The sequence below is a fragment of the Micromonospora sp. NPDC093244 genome, assembly GCF_040683695.1.
In the GTDB taxonomy this organism is placed as follows: Bacteria; Actinomycetota; Actinomycetes; order Mycobacteriales; family Micromonosporaceae; genus Micromonospora.
This window is the reverse complement of record NZ_JBFBEO010000001.1, coordinates 1,603,456-1,621,644: the sequence shown is the minus strand read 5'-3', so window position 1 is coordinate 1,621,644 and position 18,189 is coordinate 1,603,456. Positions and strand designations below refer to the sequence as shown.

Here is an 18,189-nt window from a genome sequence, read left to right as displayed (position 1 = left end):
GACGAGGAGCCCCGCCCCGTGCCGACGTCCGACCACACCGACCTGCTCCTGCCGTCCGAGCCCGGCCACCGCGCGCTGGCCCGGGAGCTGTACGCCCTCGCGGCGGAGCAACCGATCATCTCGCCGCACGGGCACGTCGACCCGGCCCTGCTGGCCGAGGACCAGCCCTTTCCCGATCCGGCGCGGCTACTCATCGTGCCGGACCACTACCTGACCAGGATGCTGCTCAGCCAGGGCGTACCCCCGGCCGACCTGGGTGTGCCCACCCGCGACGGCAGCCCGACCGAGACCGACGGCCGGGTGATCTGGCGACGGTTCGCCGCGCACTGGCACCTGTTCCGGGGCACCCCGTCGCGGCTGTGGCTGGAGCGGACGTTCCGCACCGTGTTCGGCGTGCGAACCCCCTTCGGCCCGGCCACCGCCGACGACGTCTACGACGAGATCGCGGCCCGGCTCGCCGAGCCGGACTTCCGGCCCCGGGCGCTGTTCGAACGGTTCAACATCGAGGTCCTCGCGACCACCGAGTCACCACTGGACGACCTCGGGCAGCACGCCAAACTCGCCGCCGACGGTTGGGGCGGACCGGGTGGCCGCGTCGTCACCACCTTCCGCCCGGACGACGTGGTGGACATGGAGTTCGAGGGCTGGACGACGAACGTGCGGCGCCTCGGCGAGCTGGCCGGCGAGGACACCGGCACGTACACCGGCTACCTGGCCGCGCTGCGCGCCCGCCGGGCCGCGTTCATCGCCGCCGGGGCGACCTCGTCGGACCACGGGCATCCCACCGCGCGCACCCTCGACCTGACCCCGGCCGAGACCGCACGCCTGTACGACAGGGGCCTGCGCGGCGAGGCCGACGCGGCCGACGCGGAGGCCTTCCGGGCGCACATGCTCATGGAGTTCGCCCGCATGTCGCTCGACGACGGCCTCGTCATGCAACTGCACCCCGGTGCGGTACGCAACCACAACCGCTCGCTGCACGCCCGGCACGGCCGCGACGTCGGCGGGGACGTCCCGCAGGCCACCGAGTACGTGCACGCGCTCGCGCCACTGTTGGATCGGTACGGCAACGACCCCCGGCTGCGGCTGGTGCTGTACACCCTCGACGAGGACACCTTCAGCCGCGAGCTGGCGCCCCTCGCCGGCGGGTACGCCGCGCTGCTGCTCGGTGCGCCCTGGTGGTTCCTGGACTCCCCCGAGGTGCTGCGCCGGTTCCGGGAGACGGTCACCGAGACCGCGGGCTTCTACAACACGACCGGGTTCGTCGACGACACCCGGGCGTTCTGCTCAATCCCGGTCCGCCACGACGTGGCCCGCCGGGTGGACGCCGGCTTCCTGGCCCGGCTCGTCGCCGAGCACCGGCTGCCGATGGACGAGGCCGCCGAGACCATCGTCGACCTGGCGTACCGGCTGCCCAAGCGGGTCTTCAACTTCGGAGGCGACAACAAGTGACCACGACCATCACGTCCGTCGACGTGCACGACGTGCGGTTCCCGACCGCCGCCCGGGGTGACGGCTCCGACGCCATCAACCGGGGTGACTACTCGGCGACGTACGTCGAGCTGGGCACCGACGCCGGCCCGGTCGGCGCGGGGTTCACGTTCACCAACGGCCGGGGCAACGAGATCACCTGCGCGGCGGTGCGCGCCCTGGCCCACCACGTACGGGGACGCACGATCGAAGAGATCGCGGCCGAACCTGTGGCGTTCTGGCGGTCGCTCAGCGCCGACGTGCAGCTGCGCTGGCTGGGCCCGGAGAAGGGCGTCATCCACATGGCGACCGGCGCTCTGGTCAACGCGGTGTGGGACCTGCGGGCCACGGTGGCCGGCAAACCGATGTGGCGGTTCCTCGCCGAACTGCCCACCGACGAGCTCGTCGCCAGCGTCGACTTCCACCACATCACCGACGCGCTCACAGCCGACGAGGCGGCGGCCATCCTCGACAAGGGACGCGACGGGCTGGCCGACCGGCTGGCCACGCTGGAGCGCGACGGCTTCCCGTCGTACACCACCTCGGTGGGCTGGCTCGGCTACCCGGACGACAAGGTGCGGGCGCTGACCCGGCGGGCGTACGACGACGGCTGGCGGGCGATGAAGATGAAGGTCGGCGGCCCGCTCGCCGACGACAGTCGCCGGGCACGGATCATCCGCTCCGAGATCGGCCCCGACGCGCTGCTGATGATGGACGCCAACCAGGTCTGGGACGTCGACGAGGCGATCACCGCGATGACCGCCCTCGCGGAGGTCGACCCGTACTGGATCGAGGAGCCGACGCACGCCGACGACATCCTGGGCCACGCCCGGATCGCCCGCGCGGTCACCGAGCTGACCGGCGGCCGGTGCCGGGTGGCCACCGGCGAGGTCGCCGCCAACCGGGTGATCTTCAAGCAGTTGCTCCAGGCCGAGGCGATAGGCGTGATGCAGGTCGACGCGTGCCGGGTCGGCGGCGTCAACGAGGTACTCGCCGAGTTGCTGCTCGCGGCCAAGTTCGGGGTGCCGGTCTGCCCGCACGCCGGCGGGGTCGGGCTCTGCGAGTACGTCCAGCACCTGGCCATCTTCGACTACCTGCGGGTGGGCGCCAGCCTGGACGGACGGATGATCGAGTACGTCGACCACCTACACGAGCACTTCGTCGACCCGGTGCGTACCCGCGGTGGCAGGTACCTGCTGCCGGAGCAGCCCGGCTACAGCGCCACCATGAAGCAGGCGTCGGTCGCCGAGTTCCGCTTCCCGGACGGTCCGGCGTGGCGGTGACCGGCGGCGCCTCCCGGCTCGGCCTGGGTGTGCTGCGCCAGCTGCCCGTCGAGGCCCGCCCGCTGATCCGGCCGGGCACCGTGCCGGCCGGCGTCGTCCACCTGGGGTTGGGCGCGTTCCACCGCGCGCACCAGGCCGTCTACACCGAGGCGGCGATGGGTGCGGTCGGCGGCGACTGGGGCATCGTGGCGGTCGCCCCGCGCAGCACGGCGCTGGTGGAGGCCCTCGCCGGGCAGGACAACCTGTTCAGCGTCAGCACCCTCTCGGCGGCCGGCAGCACGACGCGGGTGGTCGGCGCGCTGAGCGGCGTACGCCACGCGGCCAGCGACCCGGACGCGGTGGTGGCGCTGCTCGCCGACCCGGCGGTGCGGGTGGTGACGCTCACCGTCACCGAGAAGGCGTACCAGCTCGACCCGGTGACCGGCCAGCTGTCCCCGGATCCGGCACTCGCCGCGGACCTGGCCGGTGGCCGCCCGCCGACCACCGTGCCGGGGCTGCTGCTGCGGGGGCTGGCCGCCCGGGCCGCCGCGGACGCCGGACCGCTGGCCCTGGTGAGCTGCGACAACCTGCCCGCCAACGGTCGCCGGCTGCGGGGTCTGGTGGACCAGGCGGTCGGCCGCGCGGCAGGTGTGCCCGCCGGGCTGCTCGACTGGGTCGCCGGCAACGTCACCTGCCCGGGGACCATGGTGGACCGCATCGTGCCGGCCAGCACCCCCGACACCATCGACGCGGCCCGCCGGGCGCTGGGTGTGACCGACCTGGCGGCGGTGGCCGCCGAGCCGTACGCGCAGTGGGTCATCGAGGACGACTTCCCGGGCGGACGGCCGGGTTGGGAGCACGCCGGAGCGGTCCTCACCGACGACGCCGGCCCGTGGGAGCGGTTGAAGCTGCGCGGCCTCAACGGGGTGCACTCGGCCGTGGCGTACCTGGGGGCCCTGGCCGGCCGGGAGACCATCGCCGACGCCCTGGAGATCCCGCACCTGACCGACGTGCTGCGCCGCCTGATCGCCGAGGACGTCGCGCCCAGTTTCACGCCGCCCGACGGGGTGCGGGTGGTCGACTACGGCGAGCAGGCCCTCGCCCGGTTCGGCAACCCGGCGATCCACCACCGCACCCTTCAGGTCGCGATGGACGGCTCGCAGAAGTTGCCGCAGCGGGTCCTGCACACCATCGCCGACCTGCGCGCGGCCGGCCGGTCCGCGCGCTGGGGCGCGCTTGTCGTGGCGGCCTGGTTGCGCTTCGCGCTGGGGTACGCCGACGACGGCCGGCCGCTGCCCTTCCAGGACCCTCTCGCCGGGCCGATCCGGGCCGCGCTGGACTCCGGCGCGCAGAGCCCGGCCGGCGCGGTGGACGCGGTGTTCGCGCTGCGCGAGGTCATCCCGGCCGAGGTGGCCGGCGACGACGAGGTACGCGCCGAGGTGACCGCCTGGCTGACCGCCCTGGCACGCCACGGCGTCGAGGCCACCCTGGCCGGTGTCAGGTGAACGGGCAGCTCCCGCCGGTCGGTGCCCGGTGAACGGGGAGCCGACGCGGGTGGCGGTGATCGGGGCGAACGGGCACGGCCGGTGGCACCGACGCGTGATCGCGCCGTTGCACGCCGGCGGCCTGTTGCGTCTGGTCGCGCTCGTCGACGTCGAGCCGGTGCGGGACGACCCGGAGGCGCCACTGCCGCCCGGGGTCCAGGTGTTCACCGACCACCGGGCGATGCTCGCCGCCACCCGGCCGCAGGTGGTGGTCATCTGCACCCCGCCGCACACGCACCTGCCGATCGCCCGCGACGCCCTCACCGCCGGCGCGGACCTGCTGCTGGAGAAACCGCCGGTGCTGTCCCTGGCCGAGCACGACGAGCTGACCTGGGCGTTGACCACCGCCCGTCGGGTGGCCCAGGTCGGTTTCCAGGCGCTCGGTTCGGCGGCGCTGACCGCGTTGACCGACGCACTTGCCGCCGGCCGTCTCGGCACGGTCACCGGGATCGCGACAGTCGCCGCCTGGCAGCGCCCGGACGCCTACTACGCCCGTTCCTCCTGGGCCGGCCGGCGCACCCTGAACGGGCGGCCGGTGCTGGACGGCGCACTGGCCAACCCGTTGGCGCACGCGGTGATGCAGTGCCTCGCCGTCGCCGAGTCGCTCGGTGGGGCGCCGCCCTGGCCGGTCGCGATCGAGGTGGAGCGCTACCGGGTCCGACCCATCGAGGTGGAGGACACCGCGGTGCTGCGGGTCCGGTTCCGCGCCGGCCCTGCGGTGCTCGCCGCGGTCACCCTTGCCGCCGAGGAGTTCGTGGCAGGTGAGGTGGTGGTGACCGGCACCGGGGGGCGGGCGGTGCTGGAGTACCCGACCGACCGGCTGCGGCTGCCCGGGGACGTGGTGACCCGCCGGGTCCCCGGCCGGCAGGGTCTGCTGGAGAACCTGCTCGCGCACCGGGCCGATCCGCTCGGGGTGCCGCTCATCGCGCCGCTGGCCCGTACCGCCCCGTTCACCGCGCTGCTTGACGCGTTGCGGGCCGCGCCGGAGCCACGACTGCTCGACGGCGACCTGGTCGTCGGTGTGGGCGACGGCGGCGATCGGGTCCGCCACCTGCGGGGCGTCGTGGACGTGCTGCGCCGGTCCGCCGAGCAGGGGGCGCTGCCCAGCGAACTGGGTGTGCCGTGGGCGGTGCCCGCGTACCGCGCCGACCTGACCGACAGCGGCCCGAACCGCCACCACTGACCGGCCGGTCCCCTTCGGCCGGCCGTGCCGGGTGCGCGACGGTTCGCTGGACGCATCGTGGTCGGCCCGATCGCCGCCGCCGACCGGCTGGCGATGTGAACAGCCGACCTGTCGTGCCGGGGCCGCCGACACGGTGATGATCGGCTATAAGTGACGGATGGACTTCCCGCCGCACCTGGGCAGCATGCCGATGCACGCGATCACCGAGATCCACGGTGAGCCGGGTCTGCTGGAGCGCTTCCGGTTGGAGATCCAGCAGTTCGACGCCGAGGCCCGCGCGAGGCTCACCGCAGCCCTTGACCTCGCGGGCGACCTGCACCGCGACGATCGTCGGGTGCGCGAGCCGTACCTCAACCACCTCCTGCGGGTGGCCATCCGGTTGATGCACCACTACCAGGTGCGGGACGTGGACGTGATCGTCGCCGGTCTGCTGCACGACTCGGTGGAGGACCATCCGGCCGAGCTGGCGGACGGTGCCGCCGGCACCGACCAGACCAGGGCCGCGCTGGCCGCACTGGCCGCGCGGTTCGGGCCGCGGGTGGCCACGCTTGTCGCCGCCGTCACCAATCCGGTGTACGACCCGGAGCGCGACCGCAACGAGCAGTACCGGGAACACCTGGCTGTCAGCCTGGAGCGGGAGCCGTGGGCTCGGGTGATCAAGGTGTCGGACTTCACCGACAACGGCGTCGGGGTGATCCACACGACCGGGCCGAAGGTCGTCTCCTCGGCCCGTAAGTACCGGCCGCTGGTGCCGCTGTTCCGCGATCTGATCGGCCGGCCGGACACCCCGCTGTCGGCGGCGGTGAAGCGGCACATCTTCGGCCAGCTAGACCTGGCCGAGGAGCGGTTCAGCGCGATCCTGGATCAGCCCGCCCCGAACTGACGCCCCGCCACTCCGCCCCGCCGTACCTGCCCCGCGCGGTGAGCCGCTCAGCTCGGCCCGGTCCCGGGGACCGGGCTCCTCTGAAAGCGGTATACCTCACAGTCATATTCATACCGCAGAGTCATACGCTTCCCGGCGCCACAGGCGACCGGGTCGACCGCGCGAAGCGCGCCGTCGCTCCTCGACCGCCGTCACGGCATCGGTGACAACTGACGGTCAGCCCATGGCGGGAGGGGCGTCGCGCAGGACGACGCGCAGGGGGTGCGGGGCGGTGGCGGCGAGGTCGTCGAGCACGGCGAGCAGCAGGGTGTACTGATCGGCGGGCTCGTCGGCGAGGAGCTGACCGGCGTCGGTGACCAGCAGGGTGAGCGGCCCGGCGTCCAGCCGGTCCCGGAGCACGTCGGCGAGGGCGTCCCAGGTGCTCCCCAGGTGGGCCGGCAGCGCCAGCGCCTCGGCCAGCGCGGCGAACAGCGCCCGCCGGGTCCGGGCCGCCGCCCCGACCAGCACCGTCGCGCCGGTCAGGTTCTCGTCCTCGTCGACCATCATGTACCTCCCGGACCGGCCGGCCGCCGCTCGCTCAGAGCCGGTAGAAGTCGGTGTAGTGGTTGGGCGAGAACCAGGTGGCGCCGGTGCTGCGGTTCACCACGATCCGGTACGCGTCGCGGGCCGCGCCCTGGGTACGCGGGTAGACGTCGTACTCGTAGTAGGTGGCGTTGGTGGGCAGTTGTCCCTCGTAGTTGTAGAACCGGCCGCCGGCGAAGTTGGACAACCCTCCGCTCCAGGAATACCAGCCCCGACTCGTGGGGAAGCCCTTGGCGGACCATCCCGAGCGGGCGGTGCGGGCGTCCGCGCAGCGGCTGACGGTGCACGAGCTGTAGACCGCCGCCGAGGCGGAGTCGGTCAGCCGGGGGGCCACCACGGACGGGCCGACCAGCGCGGCGGCGACCATGGCGAGGAGCAGGGCGACGGTGGTGGTACGCCGGCGGATCGCGCCGAGCGTGGCCAGCGGGGACACGGGGGTGGACACAGGTTGCCTCCAGACCATCCAATCCATCGATCCGCGTGACTGTCGGATCGGACCCAGTCTCACCGTTGGCGGTCGACGGCGACACCCCTTCGCGGCACAACGCCTCCACAATGCTCGGTGAACCCCTGATGATCCGCCCCCGCGGCCCGTCCCACCGGCAGGAGCACGAGCATTCCGACACTCACCCACAGGTACGCGTTCGCGCCGACGAAACCCACAGGCCCGGCCCAGCCGCTGCTGAACATCCAAACCAGCCCGCTGCACAGCACCACGTACGCGGCAGCGACGCCGCCCAGCCGCCAACGCGCCGCCCGGTCCACCGGCGGCCAGGGCAGCGTCGACGCGACGAGCACCACCAGCCCCGGCGCCAGCCACACCAGGTGATGCACCCAGGTGATCGGGCTGAGCAGGCACGCGGCGACACCTGTCAACGCGAAACCGGCATGCTCGTCGTCCAGCCGCACGGCCCGGCGCACCCGCATCACCCACACCGCCAACACGGCGACCGCCAGCACCAGCCACAGTCGCCGGTCCGGGTGCGCCGGGTCGAGCCGGGCCACCAGGCCGAGCAGCGACTGGTTCGCCACGTTCTCCAACCGCCCGATCCGGTCGGTGTCCCACAGCGTCTGGGTGAAGAACGTCCGGCTGGCCCGCGGGGCGAGCACCACCGCGAGGACTGTGGCGCCGACGGCGCTGGCCACGGCCGTACCCGCCGCCCGCCACCTCCCGGTGACCAGCAGGTACCCGACGAAGACCGCCGGGGTGAGCTTCACCGCCGTTGCCAGCCCGGTGCCGATGCCGGCCAGCCGACTGCCCCGCTCCAGCAGCCACAGGTCCGCATAGACGAGCGCCACCAGCAGCAGGTTGACCTGCCCGAAGCCCACGGTGTCCCGGACCGGGTTCAGCCCCGCGAGCAGGCAGCACGTCAACGCGAGCGCGTACCAGCGGCTCCAGCCGTGTCGTCGCGCCAGCGGGTCCACCAGCAGGCGCAGCAGGAACGCGACGGCCAGCACGGTGAGCAGCAGATGCGCCACGATCGTCGGATACCAGGCCAGCGCCGCCATCGGTGACATGCTGACCGCGGCGAACGGCGGATAGGTGAAGCCGTACCCGTTGTGGGTGCTCCAGGCGTACAGGTCGCCGCCGCTAACCCAGTGCCCGACCGCACCGTGGTAGACCCCGACGTCGAACCAGCCCCGACGCCCGGGGAGCATCGCGATCACCACCGCCAGCACGGTGACCAAGCCGACCACCGTCGCCACCCGCCGCCCGGTCCGCAGTCTGCTCACCCGGTCACCGACAGCCCCAGCATCATCGCCTCATTGTGCGCTCCGGCGACCGGTTGCAGGGGACGAGAAGGTCACGCGGGCGACCCCGCCGTGCGGCGTGGCGGCGGGCATATCGGTCACCTGTTGTTAGCGTGACGTGCGGATCCGTGACCATGGAGGGGTGCCATGACGGACGCCCCCGATGGGAGGCCGAGACCCGCGGACCAGTGGCGGCAGCGGGGCGTACGCGGGCTCGCCGTCGTCCGCGACGTGAGCGTCCGTGGGTGGCGGTGGTGGGCGCGAAGCTGGGACCGGCTGGTCGCGGCTCTCCAGGACGAGGCTCCCGTGGGGTCCGGGGCCGACCCGTCGCCGTCCGGCCCCCTCGTCGAACAACGCGACGCGCCCCGGCTGATCACCGTCCCGGCCCGAGGCTACGTGTACTCGTTCCACGTCCGCGCCACGTTCGCCTGGTCGTCGCCAGCGAGCCTGCGCTCCGAGGTGCTGAGCTGGTACGTGCAGTACTTCCAGCCCCACGCGATCCAACGGCTGACCCGGCTCGCCGCCGACGCCGCCCGGGACCTGCCACCACACCGGGCGGGCGACCTGGAGGTGGCGTTGCAGCAGGCCCTCGCCGAGGATCCGGAGTGGACCTACCGGCGGGGCGAAATCACCGTCACCTGCCGGCCCGACGCCGCCGTCCGACTCGACGACCGCATCATGCCGGCGCTCCAGCCGCACGTCGACCGGATGGTGAAGCTGGAGTACCAGTTCGACGAGCAGATGCGCAGAGCCCGGTACGCCGAGGAGTTGAGTCGACGATGGGTGGCCATCCTGACCGACGACGCCGACGACCGAGAGGTGGCCGACGCCCGCAACCACCTGCTCAGCACCCAGCGCGAAGCCGCACGATGGATCACCGAACTGCTCCACCACCACAACGAACACCCCGCCACACCCACGCCCCCCGTTTCATGATCACTTGATGCTGGGTAGTTGTGCGGAGCCGTGCGCAGCTACAGAGCATCAAGTGATCATGGGCGAGGGCGGCGGTTGGCGAGAATGGCGCGGGTCTCCTGGCGGACCTGGGCAGGGTCGGTCAGGAGCCGCCGGTGGCTGAACCGAACGACGAGGATCCCGACGGTGGCGAGCAAGGCGTCGCGGCGCAGGTCGATCTCGCGTTCCGCGGGGTTCCCGTGGCTTGTTGCGCCGTCCAACTCGATGTCGACCCGCTCGGTCTCGGCGAACATGTCGAGGTAGATCGTCCGAGCACCGACCCGTACCCGCGCCTGCCGAGCGAACGCGGGCATGCCCGGGCCGATGAAGACGTGGTCGTGGCCCCAGATCTCCAACGGGCTGCGGCAGCCGGCGGCGAGCCGGTCGAGCAAACCCCGCATCGCCGCCCGGCCGGTCAATCTCGGCACCTCCGCGAGTGCGGCGACGAGACGCTGCGGCGTGGTCAGGCGATCGTTGACCACGCGGATCACCAGTCCCGGCCGGTCGACCGCCGGCAACAGCGGCCAACAGTCCACCAACGTCCGGTCGAGCCGGGTGACAGGCATTCCTCCCCGAACCACCGCGTCCGGTGGCCCAACCGTGAAACCGGCGCGGTGACGCACCAGCAGGTGCGGCCGACCACGTAAGCCCGACCCTACGGGCAGGTCGAGATGCAACGGCTCCCCCGGTGGCTGACGGCGCAGGCCCCACACGTCGAGGGCGGTCAGTCGGCTGAGCGCGCCGCGTCCGCCTCCGTACACCAGCACAGCGCGGCGAGCCAACTCCGGCTCGACCCGCGCGAGAATCGGCAGCTCGCTATCGGCATCGCGAACGAGCGCGGCGTCGACGAACACCTCCGGAAGGAGCCGGAGCAGCCGACCAGACCGACAAGCGCCCTGAAGTGTCCATGGCGGCGCCACTCGGAGAACGTCCTGTCTCACGGCCAGGCCACCGCTCCGATCGAGCAGGGATTGCAGGCAAGCGTCCACCGGCCCACCTTGCCGCCGCACGCTGTCGCAGGTTGGGCCGCTGTGGACAGCGAAAGCACCTGTGGACGACGACCCAACTCCGGTCCGGGTGTGCTACGCGCCCGCCCGATGGCGTACCACGGTCAGGGCCGGAGATCCGCCCAGGTGCACTCGGGCGACGCCCCAACGCCCTTGCGCGACGGACATGTCGGCCGATCGATGAAAAGAGCACGAAGGAAGGAACCCGAACGGCGTACGGGATGAGATCGTGGCCGCACGGCGTCTGCCGCGCCGTCTCCATCGGACAGTCGCCCGCGTTGAGGCGTCGTCCGGTCGGGGCCCGGTCATCGGTTGGAGGACATGTCACATGGCGCACATCGATCTCGGGGTCGACGAGAAGCAGTTTCCCGGCATCAGCGGTCCGATGATGTACCGTCCGGAGACCGCGAAGCCGCTCAACGAGCTGGCCGAGGTGCTGTTGCGTTCCCCGAACTCGCTTCCGGCAGGTGAGCGGGAGCTGATCGCGGCGTACGTGTCCGGGCGTAACGAGTGCACGTTCTGCTGCGCGTCGCACTCGGCGTTCGCGGCGGCGCAGCTCGACGAGGGCATGCACCTCGTCGACCAGGTACGCGCGGACCTTGACAGCGCTCCGATCTCAGCCAAGCTGCGGGCGCTGCTGCGCATCGCGGGCGCGGTGCAGATCAGCGGCCGGAACGTCACTGCCGAGCTGGTCGAGAGCGCCCGCGCCCAGGGTGCCACCGACGTGGAGATCCACGACACGGTTCTGATCGCCGCCGCGTTCTGCATGTTCAACAGGTACGTCGACGGTCTGGGGACCTTCGCGCCGACCGGTCAGGACGCGTACGCCGAGACGACCCGCCGGATCATCGAGGTCGGTTACGGGGCGGCGGCGCGACCTCCGGCAGCCTGAGCACGGTCGAGGGTGACCGCTGTCCGTTCCCTCTGCGACTGTCGATGGAGATGCCTGGCCAGCCCCATCAGCCGTGCAGTCGGAGGGACCGATGGATCACCCACGCAGCCTGCTGAACGCCGCTGAGCGGCTCCACACCGACATGGTCGACCGGCTGGGCACGCTCGTCGCACGCGAGTCGGCACCTGGCTCGTTGCCCCATCTGGAGTCCTGTGCCGACCTGCTCGCCCGCTGGGGGCAGGAGGTGCTCGGCCGGCCGGCCCGTCGGGTCGTGGTGGACGGCCTGCCACACCTGCTGTGGCCGGCCGTCGACCAGCGGGTGCTGCTGCTCGGCCACTTCGACACCGTGTTCCCGGTCGGGACGATCGGGTCCCGGCCGTTCACCGTCAGTGGGAATATGGCGACCGGGCCGGGCGTGTGCGACATGAAGGCCGGCATCGTGCAGATGTTCACGGCGCTGCGCCTGGTCGGCGACACCTCGACTGTCGGTGTGCTGCTCACCTGCGACGAGGAGTCCGGGTCCGTCACGTCACGGCCGCTTATCGAACGGGAGGCGCGGCGGTCGGGCGCGGTTCTCGTCCTGGAGGCCGCCACCCCGGACGGGCACGTGAAGGTCGCCCGCAAGGGTGGTTCGGTCTACCGCCTGATCGTCTCCGGTCGCGCCGCGCACGCGGGTGTGGAACCGCAGCGCGGGGTCAACGCCACGGTCGAGGTCGCCCATCAGGTGCTCTCGCTGGGCGCGCTCGGCGCGGCGGACAGCGGTGGCACCTCGGTCACCCCGACGCTGCTCTGTTCCGGCACGACGACGAACACGGTGCCCGAGCGCGCCAGCCTGGCGGTGGACGTGCGGGCCTGGACCAGTGACGAGCTCGAACGCGTCGACAACGCCATCCGTGAGCTGGTGCCGTTCCTGCCCGAGGCGACGCTCGACGTGCAGGGCGGGATCAACCGCTATCCGATGTCCGCGGAGCTGTCGCGGCCGCTGCTGGAACTGGCCCAGTCGATCGCCGGCCAGCTCGGCATCCCGGGCCTCGTCGGCGCGTACGCCGCCGGCGCGTCCGACGGCAACTTCACCGCCGCGTTGGGCGTACCGACCCTGGACGGCCTGGGCGCGGTCGGCGGCGGAGCGCACTCCGCCGAGGAGTACGTCTGCCTGGACCGGATGCCCGAGCGGACGGCGCTGCTGGCCGGGCTCGTCGAGGCGCTGTCCACCATGGAGTATTTCGGATCGCGACCCATCGACGAGATCCCGTAACGTGCTCACTGCCGGCGAACGACCGGCAGCGAGGGGTCATCGTCGGCATGACTACGGGACAGCGTTCGGGATCGTCCATTCCCCTGCTCGGTGTGGAGGAGGAGTTCCTCGTTGTCGACGCCGACCGGGGCGAGGTCGTGCCGCAGGCGGCGACTGTCGTGGACGGCGCCCGCCCGACGCTCGGCGACCGGGTGGGTGGTGAGATCACCAAGCTCCAGGTGGAGACGCGCACCGACCCGTGCCTGAGTGTCGACGACCTCTCGGCGCAGCTCGCCGACGGTCGCGCCGCCGTGCAGGGCGCGGCCCGCTCGGCGGGCCTGCGGGTGATCGCCAGCGGCTCGCCGGTGCTCGGCTGTGCCGTGCCGCCGCCGATCACGGAGGGCCCGCGCCAGGACCGGGGCACCGCCACCTTCCGAGGGCTGCACGACGAGGTGGCGATCTGCGCCGTACACGTCCACGTGCAGGAGCCCGACCGGGATCGCGCCGTGCTGATCGGCAACCACCTGCGCCAGCACCTGCCGGTGTTCGTGGCCCTGACGGCCAACTCGCCCTACTGGTCCGAGCGCGACACGGGCTACGCGAGTTGGCGGACCGTCACGTGGGGGCGCTGGCCGGTGGCCGGTCCGCCGCCGTTCCTGCTGTCCGCGCGGGAGTACGACGACCACGTGGACATGCTGCTCGACGCGGGCGCGCTGGTCGACCACGGCACGATCTTCTGGGATCTACGCCTGTCCAGGACCCACCCCACGATCGAGGTACGGGTCGCCGACGTACCCCTGACGTCCGTCGAGTCGGCGGCGCTCGCCGCCCTGGTGCGCGCCCTGGTGGTCGTCGCCGGGGAGGCTGTCGACAGGGGCGACGAGGGGCCGGAGTTGAGCGCGGAGCTGATGCGGCTCGCGTACTGGCGGGCCGCCCGCGACGGGATGGGCGGCCACGGCGTGGACGTCGGCACCGGCCGACTGCTGCCGGCGGCGGTCCTCGCCGATCGGCTTGTCGAGCGCGCCGGACCGGCGCTGGACGAGGCGGGCGACCGTGAGCGGGTGGAGGCCTGGCGCAAGGGGCTGACGGCGGACGGTGACGGCGCGACGCGTCAGCGGGCCGCCGCGGCACGGCGCGGACGACTGACCGACGTGGTCGACGACATCGCCGCCTGGACCGCGCCTGGTGTGCTGACGGGCGAAGAGAGCACGCGGGCGTAAGGACAGGCGGCCCGTTCTCCGGGATGCTGGAGGCGGCCGGGCGGCCCCGCCGTGGACCCGGCACACCCGATCAGGGAGGCCACAGGTGAACGACGCGGACCTGCTACCCACGGTCCCCATCCGGCACCGGCGACGGCCTCCGGCGGAGATGGTGCGCGAGGTGGAGGCGTTCGCCGACCGGATGGCGCAGCGCCGTTCGGTGCGGGACTTCGCCAACGATCCGCTGCCCGACGGGGTGGTCGAGGCAGCAATCCGGGCCGCGTCGACCGCGCCCAGCGGCGCCAACATCCAGCCGTGGCGGTTCGTCGTGCTCACCGACCCGGCCCGCAAGCGCCGGCTCCGCGAGGCCGCGGAGGCCGAGGAACGGGAGTTCTACGACCGCCGTGCGTCGAAGGAGTGGCTCGGTGCGATCGCCGGGCTCGGCACCGACTGGCGCAAGCCGTTCCTGGAGACCGCACCGGCGGTCATCGTCGTGTTCGAGGTGCACCAGGGCCCCAACAGTCCGAAGCCGTACTACGTCAAGGAGTCCGTCGGGATCGCTGTCGGCCTGCTGATCACCGCGCTGCACCACGCCGGTCTGGTCACGCTTACCCACACGCCCAGCCCGATGCGGTTCCTCAACGAGGTGTGTGAGCGGCCGCCGGAGGAGCGCCCCTACGTGGTGATGCCCGTCGGGTATCCCGCGCCGCACGCCCACGTCCCGGACCTGACCCGCAAACCCCTCGACGAGGTCATGGTGCGCTGGTGAGGTCCGCGTCCAGGAACTCGACAAGCGGCTCGACGTGCCGGTCCGGGCGGCGCCACTCGGCCAGCAGGTCCTCCAGCAGGTGCTGCTCGGCGAGCAGCTCGGCGCCCCGGTAGCGCCTGATCACCGGATGGATGAAGGCGCTCTCCCGGGCCCGGTCGGGGGTCGGGTGCCGCTCGATGGCGAAGACGTCGCCGTAGTCGTCGCGGCCCCAGCGCAACGCCAGGGTGTACCACTGGGTCGCGTCCGCGAAGCGCTCCACGGCGTAGTCCTCAGGCAGGTCCTCGTAGTGGTGGAAGTCGCCCGTCGCGTCGTCGCGGACGAAGACGTCACACAGGTATTCGAACTGGGTCCACAGCGCCGAGGACCAGTTGACGCGGTCCAGCATCAGCTTGGCAAGCGACGCGGCGTCGGCGGGCGTCGTCGTGTACGACAGCGGCACGCCGTCGTACCGCTCCCGCAGGATCCGGGTGAACGTGCGCAGGTTGTACCGGAAGCCGTCGATGAAGGGCGACGACGCGTGCTTGACGTCCCGGGCCTGGGCGATGGTGCCGGCGAAGTACAGGTCGTCGACGTTGCTGGACTGCCAGTCGGGGCGTAGCCCCGGCATCCGGCCGTCGCGCACCATGTCCGGGCGGGCCGTCTCGTCGAACAGGCTCGTGTCCATCCGGAAACCGGTGCACCTCAGGACCGTGTGGTAGTCGAGTTCGGCGGTCTCACCCTGCGCGTGGGTGTACGTGATCGACACCCGGAACCGCCCGTCGACGGGTCGGATCTCGTCGATGGTGCAGTCCAGCACCGAGTGCAGGGTCTTGAACTGGTAGCTGTCGAGGATCGCGCCGTACTGGCCCCGCACGTCGCCCGGGTGTTTGGTGTTCCAGGCCAGGCGCAGGGGCTGCCGGCTGGCGAGGTGCACCATGGACGCCCGGCCGAGGATGGACGACGCGGTCTCGAAGGCGGAGTTGCCCTTGCCGATGATCAGCACACGCTGGTCCTCGTACGCGGCGGGGTCGACGACCATGTCCTCGTACCCGATGGCGTGGTCGATGCCCTTGATGGCCGGCACGAACGGCTTGCCCCAGCCGGTCGCGACGACGAGGCAGCGCGCCCGCACCTCCCCCTGGTCGGTGCTCACCGTGAAACCGTCGTCGGTACGGGTGATCCGCTCGACTGTCGTACCGAAGCGGATGTTGAGCTGGTGCACGCGTTGGAACTCGGCGAGGTAGCGGACCAGGTCGTCGGCGCCCGGCAGGTACTCCTTGCTGAATCGCGGGAACAGCAGGTCCGGGTCGTCGTTGAGCAGCGAGTTCCAGTCCCAGCGCAGGCGGATCTCCGGATCGTCGCTGTCGGTGTGGACCTTGTTCAGCGAGATGAGCCGGCGGTGTCGAGGGAACCGCCGGAAGAAGTCACCGGGCTGGTCGCCGCGCTCCAGGGTCAGGTAGTCGGCACCCTGCTGCTGGAGGTAGTAGCTCAGTTGGAGTCCGGCAGGTCCCGCGCCGACGATGACGTACCGGTGTTCGCTGCTGACCATCCTGCGGCCCTTCGACGGAGTGATGATCCATCGACCATGGGATGCCAAGCGATCTATGTCAATCCCGTTCGTCACCGCGCGAATGCGAGGAGAGACCGTCACGCCGGAAGCCCAACGCCCGGCGGGAGTCCCGGTCCGCGATTTACGGCTCGCGCATCCAGAGCTTCGGGTCGTTGACGAAGACGCCCTTGCCCTGGTGCCGCCAGATGACGCGGAGCGCCTCCAGTCGCACGTAGACCTGCTTGACGGTGGACGGGCTGACCTTGTAGGTGGTCGCGAGCTGCGCAATTGAGGGCAGCTTGTCACCCGGCTTGAGCTTCTTCGCTCTGATGTCAGCGACGATCTCATCGGCGATGCGGATGTAGTCGGCGGTAATTGGCATGACTCCCCCTGCGTGGCACGCCAATTCGATCACGCAACGACACCCCACAACAACTCATCGTTTGACTAGGGTGACTGGGACAGCTAAGTTGAGGTGCGCCCCTCCCCTTGCGTGGCAACAAGGTGCAGGGGCATCCCCTCGGTCGGGGCGGGTGCGTGTGCCCGTCCCGACCCTCCGGACTGACCCTCCCGCAGACAGGACCGTCGTGGCTCAGGTGTATCGAGGAAGCCAGCCCCACACTGGCGGCTACCCGGCCCGGTTGACGCCGTACGAGGTGCGGACCCGCGAGTTCGCCGCGCGTCGGCGCGGCGTCGACCCGGATGAGGTACGCGAGTTCCAGGCCCGCGTGGCCGACGAGCTGAGCACGCTGAACGAGACGGTACGGCTGCTCAGCCGGGAGAACGACCGGCTCGGACGGGCACTACGGGACTGGCAGCGCATGCACGCGCGAGAGTGCCGACCGCCCGGCCCCTGGTGACCGCGCGTCCGTCCCCTGGCGACCTGCTCGTCATCGACGGCCGGGCCTCGGTGCAGTTCGCCGGGGATCGTGCGCTGACGTTCCGCGTCGTCTCCGTGTCGGACCAGCCGACATACCAGGGCTGGGTCTGGTTGACCGGCTACGTACTCAACAGTCGCGGCGACGCGACAGCCAAGCGAGAGGTCTTCGTGCAACTCGCTGGACTCCGACCCGCCGTACCCGTCACGCCGACTCAGGCAGGGCGCGGCCGCCGGCCCCGAGCCCGCCGTTGAACGCTCGCTCCTGAAACCTCTGCAGAGGAGGTCACCGGGCCAGGCCAGGCGAGCACCGAAGCACGGCATGACTGTGGTCGTTTCGACGTCACCGGGAAGAGACGCCCCAGACGGTCGCCGTGGCCCATCATTGCAGCCGGCCGATGAACGGCGAGCGATCCGCTCGTGTCACTTCCACACTGCTCAGTTCCGTGCCGTCGGGATCCGACCCTCGGCTGGACGCCGAAACTGCTCGACGGTCCCGCCGCGTACGCCGAGGCTGCTCCGCGCTGCCTGGTAGAAGTCGTCGCGGGTCTCGTCGGCCTGCTGGACCATGGCTGCGAGGTTGTCCGGTGGATCCGGCAGACTCCGCGCCGCCTGCTCCAGGTTCCGTACGGCGCGCCGCCAGGCGGAGGCCGCTCGTACCGTGGCCGAGTCACCGAGCAGCAAGACCGCCTCCCAGGTCAGGGTATGGCGCACGTCCGCCTCGACCAACCGGGCCAGCCCGTCCTCGCGGTCCAGGATGGGGGTACGGGAGCCGGGGCGGTGACCGCTCAACATCCCCAGGGAGAGCAGATGGATCTCCTTGACCGCTCGGGTGAAGTCGGCGTACGCGTCCAGCCGCCGCTCGTCCCAGCGGACCGTCTGGCTCCGCCGCCAGCGGCCACGCTCGGTAACCGTGGTGGCAACCATGGTGCCGATGGTGCCGACCAACACGCCCAGCAGGGCGGGCAACTGCGTCAGAACACTCTCCATGTACTGAGCCTGTCACCTCGCCACCGCGTTGTTCTCCTCGTACTCGCCGGCGACGCACGATCA

At 71.7% G+C, this 18,189-nt stretch carries 19 protein-coding genes; 12 read left to right on the top strand and 7 right to left on the bottom strand.

Annotated elements, in window-relative coordinates:
- The first annotated feature begins 18 nt into the window (after positions 1-18).
- The 5 genes from uxaC (at position 19) to AB0N27_RS07140 (ending at position 6,342) form a co-directional block, all read left to right on the top strand.
- Positions 19-1,452 (top strand): glucuronate isomerase, encoded by a 1,434-nt coding sequence (gene uxaC, locus AB0N27_RS07160; RefSeq protein ID WP_364364460.1) that lies wholly within the window; start codon positions 19-21, stop codon positions 1,450-1,452.
- Positions 1,449-2,753, top strand: a complete 1,305-nt coding sequence (locus tag AB0N27_RS07155) for an enolase C-terminal domain-like protein (RefSeq protein WP_364364457.1) — start codon at positions 1,449-1,451, stop codon at positions 2,751-2,753. The genes uxaC and AB0N27_RS07155 overlap by 4 nt, the downstream gene beginning before the upstream one ends.
- Positions 2,744-4,237, top strand: a complete 1,494-nt coding sequence (locus AB0N27_RS07150; RefSeq protein ID WP_364364454.1) for a mannitol dehydrogenase family protein — start codon at positions 2,744-2,746, stop codon at positions 4,235-4,237. Before AB0N27_RS07155 ends, AB0N27_RS07150 begins: the two co-directional genes overlap by 10 nt.
- A 28-nt stretch (positions 4,238-4,265) precedes the next feature.
- Positions 4,266-5,459, top strand: a complete 1,194-nt coding sequence (locus AB0N27_RS07145; protein ID WP_364364451.1) for a Gfo/Idh/MocA family oxidoreductase — start codon at positions 4,266-4,268, stop codon at positions 5,457-5,459.
- Between the two features lie 157 nt (positions 5,460-5,616).
- Positions 5,617-6,342, top strand: coding sequence for an HD domain-containing protein (locus AB0N27_RS07140; RefSeq protein ID WP_364364448.1), 726 nt, complete (start codon positions 5,617-5,619; stop codon positions 6,340-6,342).
- A gap of 216 nt (positions 6,343-6,558) precedes the next feature.
- On the opposite strand, the gene AB0N27_RS07135 is transcribed toward AB0N27_RS07140, so the two are convergent.
- Genes AB0N27_RS07135 through AB0N27_RS07125 form a run of 3 tightly spaced genes read right to left on the bottom strand, consistent with a single transcriptional unit; the run spans position 6,559 to position 8,658 of the window.
- Positions 6,559-6,888: a barstar family protein gene (locus AB0N27_RS07135; RefSeq protein WP_364364445.1), complete on the bottom strand. Its 330-nt coding sequence runs from the start codon at positions 6,886-6,888 to the stop codon at positions 6,559-6,561.
- 31 nt (positions 6,889-6,919) lie between these two features.
- Positions 6,920-7,369 (bottom strand): ribonuclease domain-containing protein, encoded by a 450-nt coding sequence (locus AB0N27_RS07130; RefSeq protein WP_364364442.1) that lies wholly within the window; start codon positions 7,367-7,369, stop codon positions 6,920-6,922.
- Between the two features lie 59 nt (positions 7,370-7,428).
- Positions 7,429-8,658 carry a glycosyltransferase 87 family protein gene (locus AB0N27_RS07125; protein ID WP_364364439.1) on the bottom strand — a complete coding sequence of 410 codons (1,230 nt, stop codon included), beginning with the start codon at positions 8,656-8,658 and terminating at the stop codon, positions 7,429-7,431.
- A 165-nt stretch (positions 8,659-8,823) separates the two neighbouring features.
- On the opposite strand from AB0N27_RS07125, the gene AB0N27_RS07120 reads away from it, so the two are divergent.
- Positions 8,824-9,612 carry a hypothetical protein gene (locus AB0N27_RS07120; RefSeq protein ID WP_364364436.1) on the top strand — a complete coding sequence of 263 codons (789 nt, stop codon included), beginning with the start codon at positions 8,824-8,826 and terminating at the stop codon, positions 9,610-9,612.
- A 56-nt stretch (positions 9,613-9,668) separates the two neighbouring features.
- Here AB0N27_RS07120 and AB0N27_RS07115 read toward each other — a convergent pair whose 3' ends face one another.
- Positions 9,669-10,196, bottom strand: a complete 528-nt coding sequence (locus AB0N27_RS07115) for a DUF559 domain-containing protein (RefSeq protein ID WP_364364433.1) — start codon at positions 10,194-10,196, stop codon at positions 9,669-9,671.
- A 769-nt stretch (positions 10,197-10,965) separates the two neighbouring features.
- Here AB0N27_RS07115 and AB0N27_RS07110 point away from each other — a divergent pair.
- From AB0N27_RS07110 to AB0N27_RS07095, 4 genes are all read left to right on the top strand, one after another.
- Entirely contained in the window at positions 10,966-11,529 is a 564-nt protein-coding gene (locus AB0N27_RS07110) for a carboxymuconolactone decarboxylase family protein (RefSeq protein WP_364364430.1), read from the top strand.
- A gap of 91 nt (positions 11,530-11,620) precedes the next feature.
- Entirely contained in the window at positions 11,621-12,784 is a 1,164-nt protein-coding gene (locus tag AB0N27_RS07105) for a M20 family metallopeptidase (RefSeq protein ID WP_364364427.1), read from the top strand.
- A gap of 47 nt (positions 12,785-12,831) precedes the next feature.
- The gene (locus AB0N27_RS07100; protein WP_364364424.1) at positions 12,832-13,983 is read left to right on the top strand and encodes a glutamate--cysteine ligase; all 1,152 of its coding nucleotides are present in this window, start codon (positions 12,832-12,834) and stop codon (positions 13,981-13,983) included.
- A gap of 148 nt (positions 13,984-14,131) precedes the next feature.
- A complete protein-coding gene (locus AB0N27_RS07095; protein ID WP_364366113.1) occupies positions 14,132-14,731 on the top strand; it encodes a nitroreductase family protein in 600 nt (199 codons plus the stop codon).
- Here AB0N27_RS07095 and AB0N27_RS07090 read toward each other — a convergent pair.
- Positions 14,715-16,259, bottom strand: coding sequence for an NAD(P)-binding domain-containing protein (locus AB0N27_RS07090; RefSeq protein WP_364364421.1), 1,545 nt, complete (start codon positions 16,257-16,259; stop codon positions 14,715-14,717). The genes AB0N27_RS07095 and AB0N27_RS07090 overlap by 17 nt on opposite strands.
- A gap of 142 nt (positions 16,260-16,401) precedes the next feature.
- A complete protein-coding gene (locus tag AB0N27_RS07085; protein WP_364364418.1) occupies positions 16,402-16,641 on the bottom strand; it encodes a winged helix-turn-helix domain-containing protein in 240 nt (79 codons plus the stop codon).
- A 259-nt stretch (positions 16,642-16,900) separates the two neighbouring features.
- On the opposite strand from AB0N27_RS07085, the gene AB0N27_RS07080 reads away from it, so the two are divergent.
- Both AB0N27_RS07080 and AB0N27_RS07075 read left to right on the top strand, forming a co-directional pair.
- Positions 16,901-17,119 (top strand): DivIVA domain-containing protein, encoded by a 219-nt coding sequence (locus tag AB0N27_RS07080; protein ID WP_364364415.1) that lies wholly within the window; start codon positions 16,901-16,903, stop codon positions 17,117-17,119.
- Positions 17,113-17,391, top strand: coding sequence for a hypothetical protein (locus tag AB0N27_RS07075; protein WP_364366110.1), 279 nt, complete (start codon positions 17,113-17,115; stop codon positions 17,389-17,391). Before AB0N27_RS07080 ends, AB0N27_RS07075 begins: the two co-directional genes overlap by 7 nt.
- A gap of 183 nt (positions 17,392-17,574) precedes the next feature.
- Here AB0N27_RS07075 and AB0N27_RS07070 read toward each other — a convergent pair whose 3' ends face one another.
- Positions 17,575-18,126 (bottom strand): hypothetical protein, encoded by a 552-nt coding sequence (locus AB0N27_RS07070; RefSeq protein ID WP_364364412.1) that lies wholly within the window; start codon positions 18,124-18,126, stop codon positions 17,575-17,577.
- Positions 18,127-18,189 lie beyond the last annotated feature (63 nt).